Genomic DNA, 22,158 nt, shown 5'->3' with positions numbered 1-22,158 from the left:
CCCTTACCTGCTGCACCGATTACAAAGGAATGGTCAGTTGCAACTGGGGCTGTTCTGGAGGCCGTGGCATCTTGTACGCCATCGATATATAGATACATTATTGAACCATCATAGATTACGGCGACATGGTGCCATTCATCGTCAGGAATACCTGTAGATGTTACAACTGTTTGTAACGAACCACTATCTCTCCAATACATTTGTATTCTGTTATCCGTCAATATTCTTAAGTCATAACCATCAAAGATTGGAGTAAACGATGTTGGTCTTTTTGAAAGGATGGATTTAGTACCACTGTCGGCAGCGTCGCGCTTAACCCATGCGGAAATTGTAAATCCAGTTGATTCTAGATCTAAATTATCTTCAACATCGATATAATCGGCAGAACCGTCAAAATAGATTGAGCGTTCAACAATGACCTGAGGTGCATAACCGAACGTGATATACTTTGTACCATCAAAATCGTAAGTAGTTTCTAAGTTGCCACTTCCATCGGATGTCATAATTCTATAATCGGCAGTTGGATCGAAAACACCAGTATCTGAAATGAACATATAGTAGTCACCTGGTGGTGTAATATTTCTTACGGCACTTTCTAATAATCTTACTTCAACTTCGGGAATATCTCCACCATTTTCAACAACCTTCCAGATACGTTGCATGCCGGTAAATGTTACATTCGTAGTTAAGGCGGGTGTTATACCAGCACTCATATTTACTGCTATTGTAGATGCTGCTAGGTTTAAGTCTGCACCATTATTTCCCCACATTAGGAATTCTTTGTTATTGAATGTGGTCGCATTTGAATTTTTGTTTTCGGAATTGGTGTCGTAAATTTCTGTTAAGCCCATGGTTAGAACACCTTGAGTTCTTCCACTTCCATCAGAGGCATCATTAACACTTCTAGACTGTTTTTGGTTAAGCTCTGAAGCATCATCACGACCAATACCAGCTATGTCATAATTGTAGCCACTATTTGCAGATTGATCCCAGATGACGGTTCCGTCACTATCTACATAATCTTGTGATGTACCATTAACACCAAGAGTAATACCATATTTCACAGCCAAATAGGATTGAATTCTGTTTCTGGCTTGTGTTAAATCTCCATCATTATTGGTGGCAGAGTAGGTGATAACCTCGGCAATACGACCATCAAAACTACCTTCAAAAGCCTGGCTACGACCTAACCAAAATCGAGTGTCATTTATTATACCAAAAGAGCCTGCATCGATAGTAACATTTCCAAAAGCGTTGGCATTGAGGAACATATCCGTATCGGTTGCAGTAGCATTATGTCTAATGTTGATAATACTAATTTGATTAAAGTTTGTTGTCCCAGAGGTATCTCCTCTTCCGTAGCCTATACCGGTACCTGGGGCATAAGTTCCAATACAGTAACCAAAGTATTCATTGGTAAATCTTGAGCTGTAGCCACCATAACCAAATCCAGTGATATCTTCGTTTCTAGGATCATTTATAACTGGGTTAGTGCTTGTAAATGTATCAACAGGTAACATTGTATTCGTTATTGTAGCATCTGGGATGATGACGACAAACATATCACCACTATTAAATCCACCCGTTCCGGTTAATACATCTCTAGAACCAAGATTTGCTATATAAGTTAAATCACGACCTGCTGTAGTATGATCATTTGTAAAATCAATGACGGGATTAAAATTAATATTCCTAGATGTATTATTTCTGTAAACAGGCTCTAATCCTGTTTCCATGACTTCGGCATTATTGCCCTTACCATTATCTATCCATTGGGTCACTGCTGTGCCATCTCCATTTTCGTTAATACCGTTGATCATGTCAGCTTTAAGCCATAGGTCTAAATTACTGGTGATTCCACCTGGAGCTTGTGTGGGCGTACAATACCCAACACCAGTGATGGTTACGTTGTCGATAAAGACTTCATCATTATCCTCACTTGCATCACAGCGGATTCTAAAACGGGATACTGTAGCGGCAGGAAATGTGTAGTCTGTACTCTTAAGGGTAACGATTCTTGCATAAAAAATAGCAGAAGATGAGGTTTCAAAATCAGCATCTTGATTTGCAATTTGACCACTTTCAAAAGTTTGTACAGGTGTCCAAGTAGATCCATTGTCACTACTATATTCGATGATGAATTCTTCTGTATAAGTTTTAGATGGTGTGGAACCACTTGTATCATATGTGGACTCCATACTGTTTGGAGCAAAGAAGAACTTAAAATCAACTTTATCATAATTGGATAAGTCGAATGCAGGCGAATCAAAAGAAGATGTAGAGCCTGTTGGGTCGTCATCCCTTACTCTCAAGCTATAACTACCACCATAAGACCAGGTTCCATCACTTACTCTAGTAGCATCATCACCACCAGACGTCCATCCGTCTAAACCAGATTCAAAAGTTGCTGTATGTAGGACTGTAGATCCACATGGAGGCGGTACAAATCCTGTACCTTGTATGCTGAAATTATAAGGATTTTCATCTGAATCATTATTGGCGATTGATAGGGTTGCTGTTCTAAGACCAATTGCACTAGGATCAAATGTAATAACAAAAGTAGTAGTACTTCCCGCAGAAATTGAATTGGATGGTATGGTTGTCACGGTAAAATCAGCGGCATTGGTGCCAGAAATACTAACATAAGGTGACGAGCCAGTTAAATTGACATCACTTGTACCTACATTTTCAATTATAAATGAATTGGCATTTGTACCACCTGCGATATCTACATTTCCGAAATCTGTATTGTCCGAAAAGTCCGGAGTGGTATCGCCATCAGCAATTGTAGTACTATTTCCTTGAATATCTATTTCAGGAGCAGGCGTAAATCCAGTTCCTTGAATATTGAAGTTATAAGGGTTTTCATCACTATCATCATTAGCAATAGATACGGATGCTGTTCTTATACCATCCGCGCTAGGGTCGAATGTGATTTGAAATGTCGTTGAACCAGAGGCAGCTATTGAAGCACTTGGTATGGATGTCACTGTAAAATCTGCGGCATTGGTACCAGAAATACTCACATAAGGGGAACTTCCTGTTAGATTGAGACCTAGAGTTCCATTGTTCTCAATTGTAAAGGTATGGGTATCTGTACCTCCAGCAGTAGCTACATTTCCAAAGTCTGTGTCGTCGCTCACATCTGGTGTGGTATCTTCATCTGCTATGGTATTACTATTACCTTGTATATTTATTTCGGGTACTGGAATATTACTAATTAGCGAAACATTATCAATGGAGATATCACTTCGATAACCAGAGCCGATTTGACCGTTAAATCTAAGTTTTACGGTCTGACCAATATATGTAGATAAATCAATGCTTACAGTATTCCATGCTTGTTCTTCACTCGTTTGAACCTGACCAGTTTGTGTCCACAACACTGGTGTGTACGTACTCCCAAAATCGGTACTGATATCAACATTCAATGTTCCCATATCGGCACCATACATATGATAACTAAAGCTAAATTCAGGTGAGGTGATTGACGTAAGATCGAAACAAGGAGATTCTAGGTTGGCAATTCTATTGCCATTGCCTGATGCTTCAGTAAACATATAGTGAGAACCGCTAGCAGCACCCGTAGGTCCAGTTTGCCCGGAAGGTGAAGCTCCCATTTGGCGTGTCCAATTGGTAGTATCACCAGTATCTTGTATCCAAAGTCCTATACCTGTTTCAAAATCTTCAGAATATGGAAAAGACGATACTGTGTTTCCTCCACAAGGGTCTATACCAGTACCTCTTATATCAAAATTATAGGGATTTTCATCACTGTCATCATTAGCAATAGATACAGATGCGGTTCTTATACCGTCTGCACTAGGGTCGAATGTAATCTCAAAAGTTGTTGATCCAGAGGTAGCAATAGAAGCATTAGGTATTGCAGTAACGGTAAAATCTGCTGCATTTGTTCCAGAAATACTAACATAAGGGGAACTTCCTGTTAAATTGAGATCTAGAGTTCCATTGTTCTCAATTGTAAACGTATTGGCTTGTGTGCCTCCAGGAGTAGCTACATTACCGAAGTCCGTACCATCTGTTGTTGTTGGGGTTGAGTCCTCATCTGCAATGGTATTGCTATTTCCTACAATGTTTATTTCTGGTGCAGGTGTAAATCCTGTACCTTGTATATCGAAATTGTATGGGTTTTCATCACTGTCATTATTAGCGATAGATACAGAAGCCGTTCTTATACCGTCACCACTTGGGTCAAATGTAATTTGAAATGTTGTAGATCCAGAGGCAGCAATAGAAGCACTAGGAATTGCCGTAACCGTAAAATCTGCAGCATTGGTACCGGAGATACTAACATAAGGGGAACTTCCTGTTAAATTTAGGCCCAGAGTTCCAGTATTCTCAATCGTAAAGGTATGAGTATCTGTACCTCCAGCAGTGGCTACGTTTCCAAAGTCTGTATCATCACTTACATCTGGTGTTGTATCCCCATTTACAATGGTTGTAGAATTGCCAATAATGTTAATCTCTGGTTGTGGAACATTAGTAATAATATTTACTGTGTAATCTTCTATTTCTCCATAGTTAGGGTTGTTACATGGATCGGTAGCTACAGCATTATATTGCATAATAACACGCATTCTAGTATTACCTAATACTGCACCAGCTGGAACCGTAAAAGTCCCAGTCTGTGGTGAAGTGGTATTTGGCCCTACTTGCATAATAACTTCACCAGATTCGAATACATAATCTTGGTCAAAATCAATCCAAACTGTTACGCCTTCTGAATATATTGTTGATGGCCAAAATGGGGTGACAGATATAGCATTCCCAGTAGAACCTTGTGTTAGATTTGTTGACGCAACACTTCCAGTAAAATCAGAGTAACCTGTACTTGTTGAACCTGCGCCCGAATTGTTATTTATTGTGCCAACCGTTACATTACTAATATATTCCTCACTATCATTGTCTGCTGCCACTAAACAATATGGCGAATTTGCAAGGCTTACGTTATCTATAGCAAAATCACTTCTAAAATCCGTACCTGTGGTTGCATTAAATCTTAACTTAATGGTTTGGCCCAGATAGGCAGATAAATCTATAGTATCTGTAAACCAAGTATCTCCTAGGTTACCAGAATAGGTTCTTAATGTTGTTGGGTATGTTGCGCCATTGTCTGTACTTACATCGATATTGAGAGTCCCCATGTTTGTACCGTACATATGATAGCTGTAAGAAAAAGCCGCATAGGTTTCTGAAGTAAGGTCAAAACAAGGACTTTCAAAGTTTGCAACCATATTTGGAAACCCAACACCATTTGTAGAAGATTCTACATACATGTACCAAGTATCTCCGTTACCTGTACTTGGACCTGTACTACCTGATGGAGTTCCACTAGAATCTCTGGTCCAGTCAAGGTTGTCACCAGTGTCTTGGGTCCAAGATCCGGTGCTAGACTCAAAATTTTCAGAATAAGGATAACTACTAATGGTAGTGCCACATGTCTGGGCGGTTACTTGTGCACAACACAAAGCTGTACATAGAAAAAACACATACCGTTTTAAGGTTAGAGTAATAGTTTTCATAAGCGGTTAAGTTTAGTTTGGGACTAAAATTATGTGTCAAACATAAAACTAAAATCCATAAAGTGCAAAAATAATCGACGAAATGCATATTATAAAATATAAATAATTGATAATCAGTTAATTAAAAATATATTGTTTTTTGCTTAAAATGGATATATTTATATCTTATGAAGATTTTTTATAAAAAAATAAATTACTGATTTTCAGTTACTTAATTTTTAGTAGTTTTCCTTTTGGGAAGATAGTTCTAAGCTGAAAGGCTGAATATAAAAATTAGCAGTTGTAATTATTTTTTATCGGAAAAACTTTTGTAAGTGGTTACGGAAGTATCAGATGGTTTAGGTTCAGTATGTAGTTCTAAGCTCTCATTCTTAATGATTACAGGTGTTGAAACAACTGCACTTTCAAGGATTGATGGTACAATTGGTGTCATCTCTATGGTATTTAATACCTTGGTTTGATAATTTTCGATACTAATATCACTCATTATAACAGGTTGGTAATTAGATGCTTCAAATACTAAATCATATGTGCCAGCATATATAGGTCTGTAGTAATCGCCATATGTGTCAGATACGGTCCAGGATCCAAGTGCATCATGTCCAACAACTTTAATTGCAGCGCCTTCAATTGGTTTTCCTGTGTTAGCATCCTTTATTAATCCTCTAAATCCATAGGTTCCTTGAATAAGATAGTTAAGAAGTGCTTCTTTATTATAATTCCAGAGATTATTTAATTGACAAGAATGTGGCTTTTTGATTGTAGATAATTCTACGGTCATTTCTTTGCAGTGGTGATCATGATTCATATAATCTTGCCTACTGCCATTAACTAAATACCAGTCTGCTCCATTTGTTATGCCGTTGTTTTCGTCATCCATATATCCCTTTGGGCTATTTTTTTGAGCATTGTCTCGGTATTCACCGGCTGTATGTATAAACCAAGAATCGTCTGGATGCCTGTCATAAGTATTGTCCCAAGGATAGTTAACCAATTCTATACCACCATGAAAGTTTGCGGAAATCACAAAGTGGTTTTCTTTAGCCAGTTTAATAAAGGCTAAGGTTTCTACTTGGTACACTTCATCATCGGCATGGGCGCCGGATATATTATCGGGATAGTTTCTATTTAAATCCACATTGTTACTATTACCTCTCCTGGCATTGGCAACGGAAGTGTTATCGGCACTTAGATGATAAGTTCCATCGGGATTAGCATTTGGGTTAATCCAAATTTCCGTATTGTTAATAAGGTCAGTGACTCTAGTGTGATCTGGATGTGAATTATCTTTGTATGCTGTGATTAAATAATCAATTAAATTTAGCATTATAGGAAAACCAGCAATTTCATCTCCGTGCATCGTTGAGGTATATAATAACTTGGGCTCAGCTTCATCAGTTGCTACATTATCGGAAATTTTTACAAACAACAGTTCTTTATCGCCTTGCTCTGTGTATCCTATACTGAAAAAATCTACGATATCTGAGTGCACGGTCTCAAAGTTTTGCATCTGCAAAGTGTAATCGTCGTAGGTAGGATAAACTGTGAGAGGAAACTCTAAGGTATAGCCAGGTTTTGGTGTCCAGGAATAACTGCTTATGTTATTAGACATCAATCTTTCATTAATATCGTTATCGTCTTTATAAACTTTGTAAGGGATATTTAGATTTAAGAAATTTTGAAACTGTTCTTGATTTGCCCAAGCTTTTATTTTATCTGTAGTACTGTTAACCGTAATAATAGTAATGGTCTTGGAGAGTTCTTCTAGTTGATATTTATTATCTATGATAAACTCAAAAGTAATTTCTCCTTGAGCGTCTAACAATTTATCTATCTCTTTTTTTTCTAATTCTTGGGAATTGGTAGATAGTAATACAAAAAAAATAGCGGTTAAGCCTAGGGCAATTTTTTTCATCTGATTTGGGGTTCAATGAAATTAAAACAGTAGCCAATATATCAATTAATTTTAATTTTCATCCATAAAATGCAAAAAAAATCGATGAAATGCTTTTTGTTAGTATTGAAGATTGAAGCGTTTTTTTAATGATCTTGATAAATCCTTTAATAAATAGTTAAGTATTAGAATGGTATTGGTTTAGATTTTAACCTGATATTTCTGGGTTATGGAATAGATTTACTATGTTATTTAACTAGGGGACTGTTGGTTTTTCTTCGAATTCAGAAAATGCCATCAGGTTGTTTTTGTAGAATTTCAAAACACGAAGCGCTCTTAGTGTATTACAACGACTTGGTTGTCCGGCTTTTTCCATATCAAAATGAGTTTGTCCAGGGTGTTTGGCCTGCAAATTCCAAGTACCATTTTTATTGCGCTTGCTCAAAATGACATCTATGGCTTTTTGCATGCGATTGTCCCAAGGCGTTTTTGAATATTGTAAATAGTCTAGTGCACTTAAGATATCGTATCGCCAACGTCTTGGATATGACAATTGCAAGAATTTTTTGTCGATGATGTTTCCTGTTTTGTCCGAAAGAAATAGCTGGTGTAAAAGCATAAACTCTTTAGAGGATGCAATTGCATTTAGAACTTCTGGCTTTAGATAAGTATGACCTGCATTGAGATATTCCGTAAGTCCTTCGAGTACTGATAATGTACTGTGTAAAGAACTATGTACTGCCCCAGAGCGATTTAGTCTACAGTTAAACCCTCCGTCTTGCATTTTTTCATTTAGTAGATTATAAACGATAGGGCGCAATTTTTTTTCCTCTGTATTAAAGTAGGAGGCATACTTTAAAAATAGGGCATTGACACATACATCGCTGTGTTTCATTGTTGAAGGCCCCAATGGGATTCCACCATCATCCGCATAGCCTTTGCTAAGTATTAATTTAATGGCCTTTTTTGCAATACGATTGTCCCTTTCGGGTTTTAGATGACAGATATCGAGTAATGTGTAATGCGTGGAAATCCATTTAGGCTGATAGAAGGTTTGTCCCCAATGGCCATTGGGTTGTTGTTGTGATAAAAATTGTGCTCCAAAACCTTCGGATGCTATTCTTTCTTGCAAATCATCTCTTTGTTTAGATAATAAATCACGATGGGTTTGGTATTGTATGGAGACATCTCCTTTGAGAAGCCAATCAATAATCGCTTTATAAGTCATTTAATATCAAAGGTTGAGTTCTTTTTTTAGTATGTTCTTAAATCGTGTTGCGCTGAGGTAATGGTCATCGATGAGTTTACCATTATGCAATAGGCTAAAGACGCCAAAACCTGATGGCGCATTTTTAGCCTCATCAGAGGTTTCAAGTTTGGTAAGCTTTAGTTCTATTCCATAATCCATAGCCGTGTTTAAAAGATCGAATGCAGATTTTTCGTGCCATGGACATTGGTCTGCATACACCAAATGCCAACCTTGGTATTGCTTTTGTTTTTCGGTCCAATCTATTAGTTTAGGATGCTCAGCGTCTGGATTCCACTTTTTTGACAGAAGCTCAAAACGCCCTTTTTTATCGACTTCTGTAAAACCAAATTTTTCAAAAATGGTCTTATTTGCTATCCACGACCCTTTGCTCGTCATGACACATACTCCAGACATATTGAGCTTTTTCGCTTCTTTTTCAGCTTCTTGGACTAACATTGTACCGTAACCTTGATTCCTGTCTTTTTTAGAATGCACAGACATACAATGTATAAATAGAAAATCGTCCCCATCTACTGGTCTCCAGGCTTTTGATGCGGGAATAAATTCTATAAACCCAATCATTTTATCAGTGTCGTTTTTTAAGATTCTTAGGCGGAGTCCTTCATCAAAGCGTTTTTCAAACCATTTGCGTTTACTTTCAAAACCTGGGTTTTTGATATCTTTTATACAAAACAATGTTTCCTTATTGACGTTATCTTTTGTAACATCTATTATTTTTAAAGATTCCATAATCATCTTGTTATTTCTTTTATTTATACTATCAAGCAGAAATATATTTATTAGCTATTTCAAACACTTATGCTTTTTTAAGCGATAAATCATTTTTATAATGATTTATATTCTCAAGATTTGAAATTAAAAAATTACCTAAGAATTATTAATGACAAAAATCAGTTAAGGCTAAATTTTATGGTGATAATCTATAACAAAACTTAATGTCTCTAGTGAGGCTTTTGTAAAGTTTAAAGGAAGTATAAGATATCGGGATATTTTTTACAATCCAGATTATTATGAAGAATAAGCATTTAGTTATTAGAGATGATGCTTTCTAATACATCGCCTACAAAATAAGATACGGTCGCAGCCAAAGCGCCTAGAACAAGTGTTTCTAAAATACCTTTTATTTTACTGGTTTCCGTAACATAGGTTTTTAATAATCCTATAAAAATAAAAGCGATTGAGGTAAAAATACTAGTCCAAAGAAAAAGATTGCCTGTAAACGTACTAAAGTAATCCCAGACATAAATCAATAGTGGAATTAAACCAATTAAGATAAAAGAGATATAGGTGACAGTTCCTCTCATAAAAGGAGATTTGGTTTCTTCGGTCATCATTAACTTATCTTTCATCATTACGTCTACCCAATGGTCTTTATCTGCAGTAATGGTTTCTACAACTTGTTTTAATAAGTCGCCTTCAAATCCTTTGGTTTTGTAGATGTCTTCAATTTGCTTGCGTCCTAAATTAGGTGCGCTTTCAATTTCGGCAAACTCAATAGCTCTATATTTATTGTAATTATCCTTTACAGACTTGGACGAAAGATAAGCACCAACAGACATGGCGAAGCCATCTGCCAATAAATTCGCAAACCCCAAAATTATAATTACTGTATTATCCAAGCCAGCACCAACAGCACCACAAACAACGGCGAAAGTGGTCACGGCACCATCAATACCGCCATATACAAACTCGCCCAAATAAGCTTGATATTTATTAAACCATATGTTTTTTTTAGGAATACTATTTTCTTCTAATGGCATGGTTCAATAGATAGATTAAAAAGTGTAACGCATCTAAGTATAAAGCTATCCGAAAAGATAGCTAACGAGGGAGTAAAGTTAATGCAATACATATTAATTAGTTATTAAGATTTCTAATAATATTGATAACTAAACATAATAATATTTTTTTACACGATGCAAGTTTAATTAGCAAAGTATTTTGGTAATTTAAGCAAACCTTGAAAAAACTGTTGTTATTAGTTCTACAGCAAGAAAACTTGATGGAATCCTTAAAATTTCAAAATTGTTTTTAATTAATCATACACATTGTTGACAGCTAATCGATTCCACGAGTTCAATTCCATTAATAAATTCAGTAAACTTTGGTAAGTTCTGCTCATAGGTTTCTGGTGTAGCAACAAATTGAACCTAAAGGAATGCCTTTTTTGTCTTTATATGTTATATTAATCGTGCCATTATGTGCTTTCGTAGTAGAAGTTCTTAAGAGAACAATTGATATGATTAAAACCAGTCTCATATTAAGCTTTTAGTTTTTAATGTAAAAAAAGAAGGAAGTAGACTAGTCCAAAATAATTTTGAGGGCATCTCGCTCTCCTTTTTTAGCACTTAGAATAATTTCGTATTCCTGATTGTAAACAAAAATTCTAATTGCGCTAGTATTTGGCGATACGGTTCCTTCATTAAGTGCTTCAACTTGTATAATGTTTTCGCCTGATTGCAATTCAATATCAAATACTTCACCTTTTTTAGAAACTTTTAAATCCGAAAATAAAATCTTACCATTCAAGTAAAGGTTAATGAGGTCACCATCCTCATCGTAACTATCCCAAACTTTTATTTTTACAGTTTTTTTGAAGAGTTTGATTTCTTTCTCATCAACCACAATTATTTCTTTCTTAGTCGTTTCGAGAGGTGTAAATGACTCTTCGTTTGTGTTTCGGTTTTCGATATTAATCGTTTTGTTGGAAATATTTGATATTTTACTCAAAAGAATTTTGTCAGAGCGCTTGGGGATAACTGCTGCAATGGCATCAATATCTGCTCCTGCACGTGGTCCGATGCATTGCGATCCTAAATCTTCAAGCTTTACAAAATAATACTTTTCACCTTCTCCAATATGGTCAACCAAATCTATCATTGCAGTGCCACCACTAATATCTCCGTATTTTACCCAATTGATTCCATCTTTACTAATGGATAACCTTGTTGCCTCTTTTACAGGGCCAATTTCGATAACGAATAAATCTGGACCGGGAACATCCACCAGTGCATTATCTGTAAATTCTAAGACTACTTCACCCAAACATCCTAGCGTATAAGACTGAATGCCCGGATGGTCATCGCCTTTATAATCAGGAGGGCCTAATGCTAGTTGTGCATCAGGGTTTTTTGCTCTATCCGCATATGACACATTGCCAGATATTACAGTAACAGGCTTGTTGTTATTGCGATTTAACACCGAAAATTTCTCATCCATAGGTATAAAAGACTTCGGTTCGTTTTGTAATTCTAATAGTGGATTTTCCATCAGTATTTTGATTTCATTTTCTTTAAGGGCACGTGAAAAAATGTAAAGTTCATCCAATCTACCATTCAAATATTTTAAGGAACCTTTTCTACCTCTTCCTATTTCAAGAGGTTCATTTTTATTGAATTTTAATTGTTTGGTCTTTGTCTGACTGATCAATTCACCATTTATATAAAATTTTGCTATATCATCTTTGACAACAGTTGTAATATGGAACCATTCTTTCTTCTTTAAGGCCGTGTTTTTTACTCTATGACGTTTTCCAAAAATTATGAAGTCAATTTCCCTTCCATTGTCTTTTCCAAAGCTTAGGGCATAAAAAGGGCGTTTATTTATTGCGGATGATTTTGAAAGGAGCGAAGCCCAACCTTTATCCCAATCATTAATAAAAACCCAAGATGTAAGGGTGAACCCTTCCTCTATTGATGCCAAAGACCTTGAATTAGGAACATTGAGATGTACAGGATTACCTTTTAGTTCGATCGATTTTTTATTTCCATCAAATCGATCATCCTTAAATTCCATTTCTCCAATTGGATAGGCATGATTGTTTTTACCACTATAATCCATGGTATTGCCATCAAAAGGATAATAGGCAATAAGATCATTTGTGTTAAAAGCTTCTTGAGAAAAAACTATATAAGAAGCCAGAAGACATACTACGAAATGTGATTTGTATTTCATGTAAGAAATGAAAAGGTATAATCATTAAAATAATAAAAAAGCAAAAAAGTCAGATCACTTTTTTTGAATATTTTTTTAGTCAACTGCTTTTAAAGCTTCAATGTTATGACATTGCAATTTTTTTTATCTACTTTGGACAAGCTTTAATGCATTATGCAAAAAATTCAATATTAAGGATACTGGACTCTTACTTGTATGTAGCGAGATCGAATCTAAACTCAATATCTTTGGGTTGTAAGATTAAAGCTCCAATAGGCAATTACCCTTATACCATCATAGTATTTAACTGGATAAGCAGGTAATTAGAGCATATGAATAACTATTGAATTAACTCAACGTTTTGTAGGCGATACCTTCTAATTTTTTACTTTACAATCTCTTAATACTATAATCGGCTTAAAATTTTGAAAACATGATGTTTATCATAAAAATTTTACATGTAATTACAGATATTTGATTGTAAGAAATTACATATTATTCTGGTTTTTATAAAATGCTAAGGTATTATTTAAATTTTTTACACTTATCTGCCTTTTTTGGATTAGGTTTTCCTGTAAGGTCTATTTTCCCTTTTCATATCTCATTTAATCAGATTTTAAAAAGTAATCACGGGCTAATTCCTTTAAGTAATAGCAGAAGAACATTTATTACATGGGATGTTAATCCTCAAGGTATTTCATCCATTTTTACCAATCCGTAAATAATATAATCATGATAAGATATTTTAAGTTATTGAAATTCATTCTATTTCTTGGTGCTATATGCATGGGCTATGCACAAGAAAGGGTAATAGGATATGATGAACCATTTAAGCTTTTTCAAAGAGACCAGACAAGAACTTTTGAAAAAGCCCCAGAAGTTTACAAATTCTTGGACTATTCTACCATGGGGAGTGTAAATAAAACTACAGGTAAATTTGATTTTACTATACCGTTTTACACCTATAAGGATAAGTTTATAGAATTGCCCATAGGAATTAACTACTCTACCTCAGGAGTCAAAATGTATGAGTATTTATCTACAATTGGTGTAGATTGGAGTCTAGTAGCGGGAGGATCCATAACAAGGCATGTTAAGGGTATGCCTGACGATTTAGGAACTAATGAAGGATCAAGTATTTACCAATCTGCGAATGCATTTACTGGAAGAATGTATAGATTTCCATTAAATAGTGGGATTATTCCCGCTAATTATGGAATGTTTGCCTATACTACTATAAATACCGAGAAGTATCTTGCATTTTCCTCTCAAACGAGTGTTTTTGGTCACCCAATATTTAATGGCTCTATAAGAAAACTAGGAACACCTTATTATATGTACCATTATCCAAAGCGCTGGTGGGGTCAATATGGTGAATTAGCTTACGCTACCGATTATTTTGATTCGGTAAAATGGTTTTTTCATGAGCATAAGTACAATTCCAACAGGGGAAATAATGACTTTGAGAGAGACATTTTTAAGGTGTCGTTTGGGGATATGGACTTCTCATTTATGCTACAGGAAAAGGAAGTGCCATTGCCAGAGTATACGCTCGATCCTTTTTATTCTACCAATGGAAGTCTATCTCATAGAGATCGGATGCAGCAACTCTATACTGCTGTACCATTAGATGAAAAAGGGTACACAATTCAATTCTTTGTTGAAGATATTCCATTATTTAGAAAATGGAATAAAAGCCATACGAGTAAATCGAGAATAATATCTGAAACGTATAATCCTGATACAGGTGAAACTTACATAACAACTGGACCACATTCTTCAAACCCACATATAGCATTAGGAATAAACAAGTTCATTATTACTGACAAAGAGGGAATAAAATATCACTTTAACAAGTACACTATAGCCGATAGTGAGTATCTGCATTCTTATATGGATAATAATGTAGTAATGGGTGTACATACCGAAGAAACAGGAACACGTTTAGGGCATAAGGCTGTACAATGGGGCTTAGAGACTTCCAGTACAACTGAATGGAAAATTTCTTTAATCGTACTTCCTAACCAAGAGACCATTAGTTTTAATTATAATGAGGTAATCTATAATCATAAAACAGAAGTGTCTAGAACGCATACAGGAGAATATAAAGGGCATCGTTACAATCTAATGCCTATGTGGCACCCTTTAGCGGAGAACGATCATTTTGTAAATAAAAGAGCAACTACTTATGAGTTAACCTCAATAGAAACACCTGTGAGCATCATAGAGTTTAATTATGACAGTACTGATAGGGTAGATGTAGAATCTGGAGCACGGACTAATCTTAAGGAAGTTCTTATAAAGGATAAAATGACCTTCGGTCATCCGGTAAAAAGATCGTTTACCTTGGATAAAGAGGTTATAACATCCCAATACGCATCCTTAAATCAACACTTAAGAAAACGTATGTTTCTAAAATCTGTCACAGATTCCAGGTATGAGCATTCTTATACTTTTGATTACACGACTCCAAGCCTATTAGGGCCAAAGAATGAGGCCAAGTATCAAGATCTTTGGGGTTACGCAAAACACCCAGGAACAACAGAACATCCATCATTTCCACAGTTTTTTGTGGCTCCAGATAATCCTACAGGTCATAAAATCATGTACACACAACCTGCTAACGCTAATCATTTTGTATTTGAAGGTAACCTTAGGTTTATTGATGAAGGTACTATCAAATCAGGTACTTTGCAACGTATCAATTTTCCAACAAAGGGCTATTTGGAAATAGAATATGAGAGTAATACATATTACGATGATCTAGCTCTTATTCCGAATGTTGAAGGTCCTGGTCTTAGGGTATCCCGGCTAAATTATTTTGACAATGACAATACTAAAAAACGAATCAAAAAATATACTTATTCAATCAAATCCAATCCGAGTCAAAGCTCTGGAGTTATAATGTATAGACCGTCTTTTGCATACATTAGTAACGATGGTTATGATAATGATATTGATATGGCAGCTATGGAAGATATTTGGTATCATCCGAAAGACTTATCCAATATCGTTTCTTATAATTCTTCAAATGGTTTGTTTAAAAGGGGAGTGCCATTTGCAAGCGGAGATAACCCATTGATTACAACTTATGATAAGCAAATTGTCTTAAAAAAACTGATAAAAGTTTCTAATTATCCTTTAGGGCCAACACGGGATTATAAAGGAAGAGAAGTCTTATATAAAGAAGTTGAAGAATCTGTACAATCAATTAATGACGAAACTAATCTCATAAATCGCTCAAGGCAGTTTAATCATTATGAAGACAATAGAACACTTGTTCAAATGTCAGGTGGTACGTCGTCTGAGTTTCAATATATAGAACCGAATGTACCATTGGTTCCTTGGACCATAGTTGGAAATACGGCTTTTAACACTTGGGATGTTTTTTCTTTATCATATGGACTGCTTGAAATCCAGGGGTATGATATATATCCTTTTCCAGACCGCGACCAGTTTGGAACTAGAGGTCGTTTTAATGGTTATATAGAAAGAGTAGAGAATTATGCATCAGATGGTTCTGTTGCTTCAAAAAGCTCATATGAATATTCTTTATCCCCATTAGAAAACAAGACCATAAATTCCATACAATCTGCTTTTACGCATTCTTATGTGTATAACAATGATGATTCTTCTCAAAAATACGCTATCAGAGAACTGGTACCAGGGTCGTTGACATGGAAAAGTAACGGACAGTACATCCGTAACGCCACTCCAACTATTGATGAAATTACATGCGGTGTTACTTTTTTTACGGTTAATGAACTAGAGCCCTTGTTAAAACCTTTGCTTGTAAAAGAGACCAACATTATTGATGGTATTACTCAGATCAAAGAATTGGAATACGACGATAATTATCTGCTTATAAAACAAATTGAGTCAATGGATAGTAATAATGCTATGCATAAAAACCACCTGACTTATGCTTTTGAAGTTCCTTCTGAGAATGATAACCAGTTTTTGATTGATAACGGGCAAATCAACAGGCCCGTGAAATCAGAATATTTTAAGTCTGGTGTATTGCTATCGAGACAGGAATTTGAATACAAGCGTTTTGGCGCGGGGTTTAATACTCAATTGCACAAGGTGACATCTCAAAAGGGAACCTCTCAATCTTATGAAAATTTGATTATTGATAAGTATGATACATTTGGTAATCTGTTACAGTTTTATCCTCCTCAAGGCCTTGTAACATCCCAAATTTGGGGTTATAACAACAATTATCCTATCATTAAGATTGAAGGTGTTAGTTATGATGAAGCTATAGCATCACTGACAACATATCAGCTTGACTCTATTGATTCTGGAAATGAAAACGGTATCGTTTCGGCTGCAAACGGCCTTAGGACAAGCTTCCCAAATGCCAATGTTGAAGCCTATATCTATGATCCTCTAGTGGGCATTAAGCTTATGATAGATAAAAGGGGACGAAAAACGTTCTATAGATATGATGATTTTGATAGGCTGGAATATATTTTAGATCATGACCAAAAAGTGCTAAAGGCATTTAAATATGGGTATAAAGATCAATAACAAACTTAACAATACTTAAAAATGAAAAGATTAATAACATCCATGTTTTTTTTGACATTTTCGTTCTTAGTTTTTTCGCAAAACTACGTATATCGTTATCTTGAGTACTTAGGCAGCACAGAGCAAAGTGCCAGTCAGTTTTGCGGTCAACAACTAAGCGGTGGGTTGAAATATAGAATAACAACGACGCTCTCAATAGTAATAGGAGAGATATATAAAGTAGAAACAAGTTCAGGAACCATTTCGTATTACTATGTTGTCAGTTCTGCTAGTAATAGGGATTTTGATGAGCGAATTAGTGGTTCTTCAACCATAACCTTACAAGACTTTTGTGAATCAGAACCGACATATAAGTTGCACTATTTGAAGTATCTCGGTAATACCGAAGCTGGTGCTTCTGCCTATTGTGATTACCCTCCTATAGCTAATTCCGGCATAAAGGCCAAGATATGGACCTCAGAGTTTCTAATAACCGGTGAAATTTATAAGGTGGAAACATCGGGTAATATAGAATATTACCTTATCAATAGTTCTTCTTCTGGTAGTACTCAAGATACTGACGAAACCATTGGCAGCTCAGCTATAATTACCTTGCAGGATTTTTGTAATTCAGTATCGCCATTACCTCAAATGAGCAATGAAAACTATGTCTTAACTATTGAACCCCAAGCTCCTGTAGATTTTGTGATCAACGAAGCTGTTCCTTCTATTAAGTCTGTTCAATATTTTGATGGCTTAGGAAGACCCAAACAAGAAATAGCCATGAACGCTGGAGGACAGGCAGAGGATATTATTTCCCCAATAGTATATGATGATTTCGGAAGGATTGTTCAAACCTATTTACCCTATGCGGTTACAAATACATCTAATGGTCAAATCTATAACAATCCTTTAACCGAGTTATACAGTTTTTACGATGTTGAAAAATACGAAAATACGCCTAATCCCTACAGTGAAAAAATCCTTGAGGATTCACGCTTAAATCGGGTATTGGAGCAAGCTGCGCCTGGATCTGATTGGTCTCTGGACAACAATCATACTATAAAATTTGGTTATCAGGCCAATATAACCGAAGATGCCGTTAGAAGATTTGATGTAGGTTTTATTGGAGGCAATACAGAAGCCCCTCAATTGATTGATAATGGGGTTGTATATTCCTCAAATAAACTATATAAGTCGGTGATTAAGGACGAAAATTGGCAATCTGGACAGCAATATCCTAAGGATCATACCACAGAGGAATATAAAAATAAGCTAGAGCAGGTTATTTTGAAACGTACTTTTAATCGGGGTAAGCAGCACGATACCTATTATGTGTATGACGATTTTGGAAACCTTACTTATGTATTGCCTCCAAAAATGGCCACCTATCTCGACTTTTGGCAGACCGATGCGCCTTCACAACAAATTCCTGTTACCTCAATAGACCTTTTACTATCAGGGTACGTTCTTGAGTACGCATGGGGGAATATATATTTTAACAGTATTACAAAACAAGTATTGCTTTATTATAATGGATTCTCATGGTCCAATCCCAATATAGAAGTCACATTTAAGCAAGGCTATGCGATGGATCTACCTCTTGGGGTTGATTTGCCTAACATAACTCTCACAGGTAGTTTAAGCTATACAGATACTAATGGTATTAGTCAGCAATTAAATGTATCTGCAACGATTCAGAATAATCAACTTCATCTCAACTCGGATTTTCCAACAGGTACATTAACCATTAATAATAGCTTTTATCTACAACTCGAAGCTAATTTGGGAGCGTTTAATATCAGTAGCCCCGATCTTACTTTGACAGATTTAAACGCTTTGGCTTATCAGTACAAATATGATCAGCGAAATCGCCTTATTGAAAAGAAGATACCGGGAAAGGCTTGGGAATACATTGTTTATGACAAATTGAACCGTCCGGTATTGACCAGAAACCCCCTCAATGAAGAACAATGGCTATTTACTAAATACGATATTTTTGGACGTGTCGTCTACACAGGAATATGTGATTATGCAGATGACACAAGGAGTGCCATGCAGCAGTTGGTAGACAATAGCTCCACACTGCATGAAACAAGGGTATCATCTCCTACCACTCTAAGTGATGGTACTACATTGTATTACACTAGCGATGCTTTTCCAGATACCAATATTATTGAAGTCCATACCGTTAGTTATTACGATGATTATACATTTGATCTTGCTGGCGGTTCTTCCGAGGACACCTATGGCATTACGCCGACGACCAACGTCCAAGGTTTAACTACAGGGACTAAGAGCAAGGTATTAGAGACTAACGACTGGATTACTATTGTGAATTATTATGACGACAAAGCTCGACCAATTTACACCTACAGCAACAACACCTACTTAGGTGCTGTAGACAAAGTGAAACATAAATTGGACTTTTTAGGTAAAGTAGTTGAGAGTACAACTATACACCAAAAGTCAGGACTCAATTCTATTACAATAGTCGATAAGTTTGAGTATGATCATGTCAACCGGCTTGTATTACATAAGCAAAACATCAATAACGCCCTGCAGGACGAAGTCATTGTTCAAAACACTTATGACGAGCTTGGGCAAGTGGTAAGTAAGGGTGTTGGTGGTAGAGAGAATCAACAACGCCTACAGAATATCGATTACTCTTATAACATCCGTGGCTGGCTAAAAGGTATCAACGACCCCGTAACCATGCACAGTGAGAATGACCTGTTTAGCTTTGGTCTCAACTATAATCAACCCAATGGTCCATCAACATCATCGATGTATAACCAACCACTCTATAATGGTAACATAAGCCATGCTTATTGGAAAACGGATAACATTGACAGTGAATTGAGACACTACAGTTATCGTTATGACGCTTTGAATCGCTTTACTAGTGCTTACTATGCTCAAAGTCACAATTATAATAGTAAATTTACTAGTTATATAGATAATTATGACAGAAACGGAAATATAGAACGTATGGTCAGATATGCCCAAAGTCCAACCAATAGTAACAGTAGCACAAGTATGGATAACCTAACCTATACTTATGATGAGGGAAACAAACTCTTGAGTGTAAGTGATAGTAATAATAACGCTACCGCCAATGGACTCGGAGGCTTTGTGGATGGTAACACCATCGGTAATGATTATATCTATGACACCCATGGTAACATGATATCGGATTTCAATAAGGGTATCACCACTATTGTTTACAACCATCTTAACCTACCAACCAGTATTTCTATTAACGGAACTCAAGGTGAGGGAGCAATTACATATATTTATGATGCTACCGGTGTTAAACAATCTAAGGAGGTGTGGTTAAGTAGTACGTCAAGTTCCAAGTTTACTTATTACGCGGGTAACTATATCTATGAACAAGGACATAGTATGCCACTAGAACTCAAGTTCTTTAACCATCCAGAGGGCTATGTAGAACCTAATGGTACTTTTGGATATGATTACATCTACCAGTATAGGGACCATTTGGGTAATATTCGTCTAAGCTATAAGGACAATAATGCCGATGGGCAAATAACAGGAGGCAGTACAGTCATATGGAGTGACGGTTTTGAGTCTGCAACAGGCTGGGATAACTCAAGCTCAATGAGCGGTTGGGGCTGGCCGTTAAGTGCTTTTGACAGCAGTTTTAAGTTTAGAGGCAATTATTCTGGGCGTCTTGACCCTTATGGCAATTCAAATGAGCGCGCTACGCACAGTGACGATTGGATACCCATAAGCAATACTGTTGATACGGACTATATTATGTCTGCATGGGTGTATTTGGAAAATATAGGCAATAATAGTGCTGAAATGCTGTTGCTAATGAGCACTCCAGAAGAAACTGGGTATGCTACGGCCTGGGAATTTTCGGGCTGGGTGACTTCAAAAGGTAGATGGGTATATCTTGAAAAACGGGTAACTGTCCCCTCTAACATGAGTAGAATCAACCTTAGGATAGATAACAATGGTGATGGTAGGGTTTGGTACGATGAACTGGTAATACGTAGGGCTAACCCAGATATGGCTATTGAGATTGTTGAAGAACACAACTATTATCCTTTTGGGCTTCTTCACCGAGGTTACAACGATGTGGTGAGTGCGAATGTTAACAGTGCGGCTTCGAAGTTCAAGTATAACGGCAAGGAACTTAACGATGAACTTGGTCTTGATATGTACGATTATGGTGCAAGGAATTACGACCCAGCGATTGGAAGATGGTGGCAGATAGACCCATTGGCAGAACAGATGCGCAGGTTTAGTCCGTATAATTTTGCTTGGAACAATCCAATATATTTCATTGACCCAGACGGAATGTTCGCTGAAGGTTTTGGAGACTTCTTTGATAAGAATGGAAAAAAGATTGGGACAGATGGTATAGACGACGGTAAAAAATATGTTGTAACTGATAAGAAAGAAGTTAAGTCCATTAAAAAGACTGATAAAGCAGGTGGTACTACACAAGTATCTGATGTAAGTTCAGCTCAACAATTACCAAGCGATGCAGTATTAACAGAATCTGTAAATGTACTCGACCGTCAAATAGATAATGGCGGTTTAAAAGAAGAGGCATCAATAGTTATGAATGATGGTACTGTAGTAAAAGCACCAACAGGAACCGAACCAGTTATAAAGGATGGTGTTTCAACAGCTACGACTTATTTACCAAGTGTGCCTGAAGGTAAGAGCGCATCAGATGTAGAAGCTACAATACATTCTCATCCGACAAAAGTACAGGAAGTGGGAGACCAAGTTTTTCCTCATTCAGCAAGTGTACCATCAGGAGCAGATTTAACAGTATTTAAGAACTATGACACAAACGTTATAGTTGGACCAATAGGAACGGTAAAAGAAGGAAGTGTTACAAGAGGCCCAGATGGTAAAGTAAGTGTGCCAAAACGTTCCAATGGAGTAGTAATTTACAACCGAAGTGGTCAGCAAACAGTAAGCCTCAAGAAAAAAGTTGTACAAAGAATAATACAAAACTAAAT

At 36.3% G+C, this 22,158-nt stretch carries 8 protein-coding genes; 2 read left to right on the top strand and 6 right to left on the bottom strand.

The genetic code is table 11. The features are described 5' to 3' along the window. From Q0972_RS10510 to Q0972_RS10485, 6 genes are all read right to left on the bottom strand, one after another. Positions 1-5,543, bottom strand: a 5,543-nt coding sequence (locus Q0972_RS10510) for a choice-of-anchor D domain-containing protein (protein WP_299365587.1), incomplete at its 3' end; no start/stop codon positions are given. Positions 5,544-5,829: 286 nt separating this feature from the next. Further along, a complete protein-coding gene (locus tag Q0972_RS10505) occupies positions 5,830-7,458 on the bottom strand; it encodes a M14 family zinc carboxypeptidase (protein WP_299365585.1) in 1,629 nt (542 codons plus the stop codon). A 235-nt stretch (positions 7,459-7,693) separates the two neighbouring features. Next, on the bottom strand, positions 7,694-8,665 hold the full coding sequence (locus tag Q0972_RS10500; RefSeq protein ID WP_299365583.1) for a hypothetical protein: 972 nt from the start codon (positions 8,663-8,665) through the stop codon (positions 7,694-7,696). A 6-nt stretch (positions 8,666-8,671) separates the two neighbouring features. Continuing rightward, entirely contained in the window at positions 8,672-9,436 is a 765-nt protein-coding gene (locus Q0972_RS10495; protein WP_299365581.1) for a GNAT family N-acetyltransferase, read from the bottom strand. A 296-nt stretch (positions 9,437-9,732) separates the two neighbouring features. Beyond that, positions 9,733-10,467 carry a VIT1/CCC1 transporter family protein gene (locus Q0972_RS10490; protein WP_299365579.1) on the bottom strand — a complete coding sequence of 245 codons (735 nt, stop codon included), beginning with the start codon at positions 10,465-10,467 and terminating at the stop codon, positions 9,733-9,735. Positions 10,468-11,008: 541 nt separating this feature from the next. Then, the gene (locus tag Q0972_RS10485; RefSeq protein WP_299365577.1) at positions 11,009-12,661 is read right to left on the bottom strand and encodes a LamG domain-containing protein; all 1,653 of its coding nucleotides are present in this window, start codon (positions 12,659-12,661) and stop codon (positions 11,009-11,011) included. Positions 12,662-13,372: 711 nt separating this feature from the next. Between Q0972_RS10485 and Q0972_RS10480 the strand changes: the two genes are divergently transcribed. Together Q0972_RS10480 and Q0972_RS10475 are read left to right on the top strand one after the other, a co-directional pair. Further along, entirely contained in the window at positions 13,373-17,173 is a 3,801-nt protein-coding gene (locus Q0972_RS10480) for a hypothetical protein (RefSeq protein WP_299365576.1), read from the top strand. Positions 17,174-17,194: 21 nt separating this feature from the next. Then, positions 17,195-22,156: a DUF6443 domain-containing protein gene (locus tag Q0972_RS10475; RefSeq protein WP_299365575.1), complete on the top strand. Its 4,962-nt coding sequence runs from the start codon at positions 17,195-17,197 to the stop codon at positions 22,154-22,156. The last annotated feature ends 2 nt before the right edge of the window (positions 22,157-22,158 follow it).

This window comes from Winogradskyella sp. (assembly GCF_028282165.1).
Lineage (GTDB): Bacteria > Bacteroidota > Bacteroidia > Flavobacteriales > Flavobacteriaceae > Winogradskyella.
The sequence above is the reverse complement of the archived record's forward strand: the minus strand, read 5'-3'. Positions and strand labels throughout refer to the sequence as shown.

What these genes read in the sequence shown, in the direction of transcription:
- Q0972_RS10490 (WP_299365579.1), bottom strand. Translation starts at nt 10,467, where the DNA reads ATGCCATTAGAAGAAAATAGTATTCCTAAAAAAAACATATGGTTTAAT.
- Q0972_RS10475 (WP_299365575.1), top strand. Translation starts at nt 17,195, where the DNA reads ATGAAAAGATTAATAACATCCATGTTTTTTTTGACATTTTCGTTCTTA.
- Q0972_RS10500 (WP_299365583.1), bottom strand. Translation starts at nt 8,665, where the DNA reads ATGACTTATAAAGCGATTATTGATTGGCTTCTCAAAGGAGATGTCTCC.
- Q0972_RS10480 (WP_299365576.1), top strand. Translation starts at nt 13,373, where the DNA reads ATGATAAGATATTTTAAGTTATTGAAATTCATTCTATTTCTTGGTGCT.
- Q0972_RS10485 (WP_299365577.1), bottom strand. Translation starts at nt 12,661, where the DNA reads ATGAAATACAAATCACATTTCGTAGTATGTCTTCTGGCTTCTTATATA.
- Q0972_RS10505 (WP_299365585.1), bottom strand. Translation starts at nt 7,458, where the DNA reads ATGAAAAAAATTGCCCTAGGCTTAACCGCTATTTTTTTTGTATTACTA.
- Q0972_RS10495 (WP_299365581.1), bottom strand. Translation starts at nt 9,436, where the DNA reads ATGGAATCTTTAAAAATAATAGATGTTACAAAAGATAACGTCAATAAG.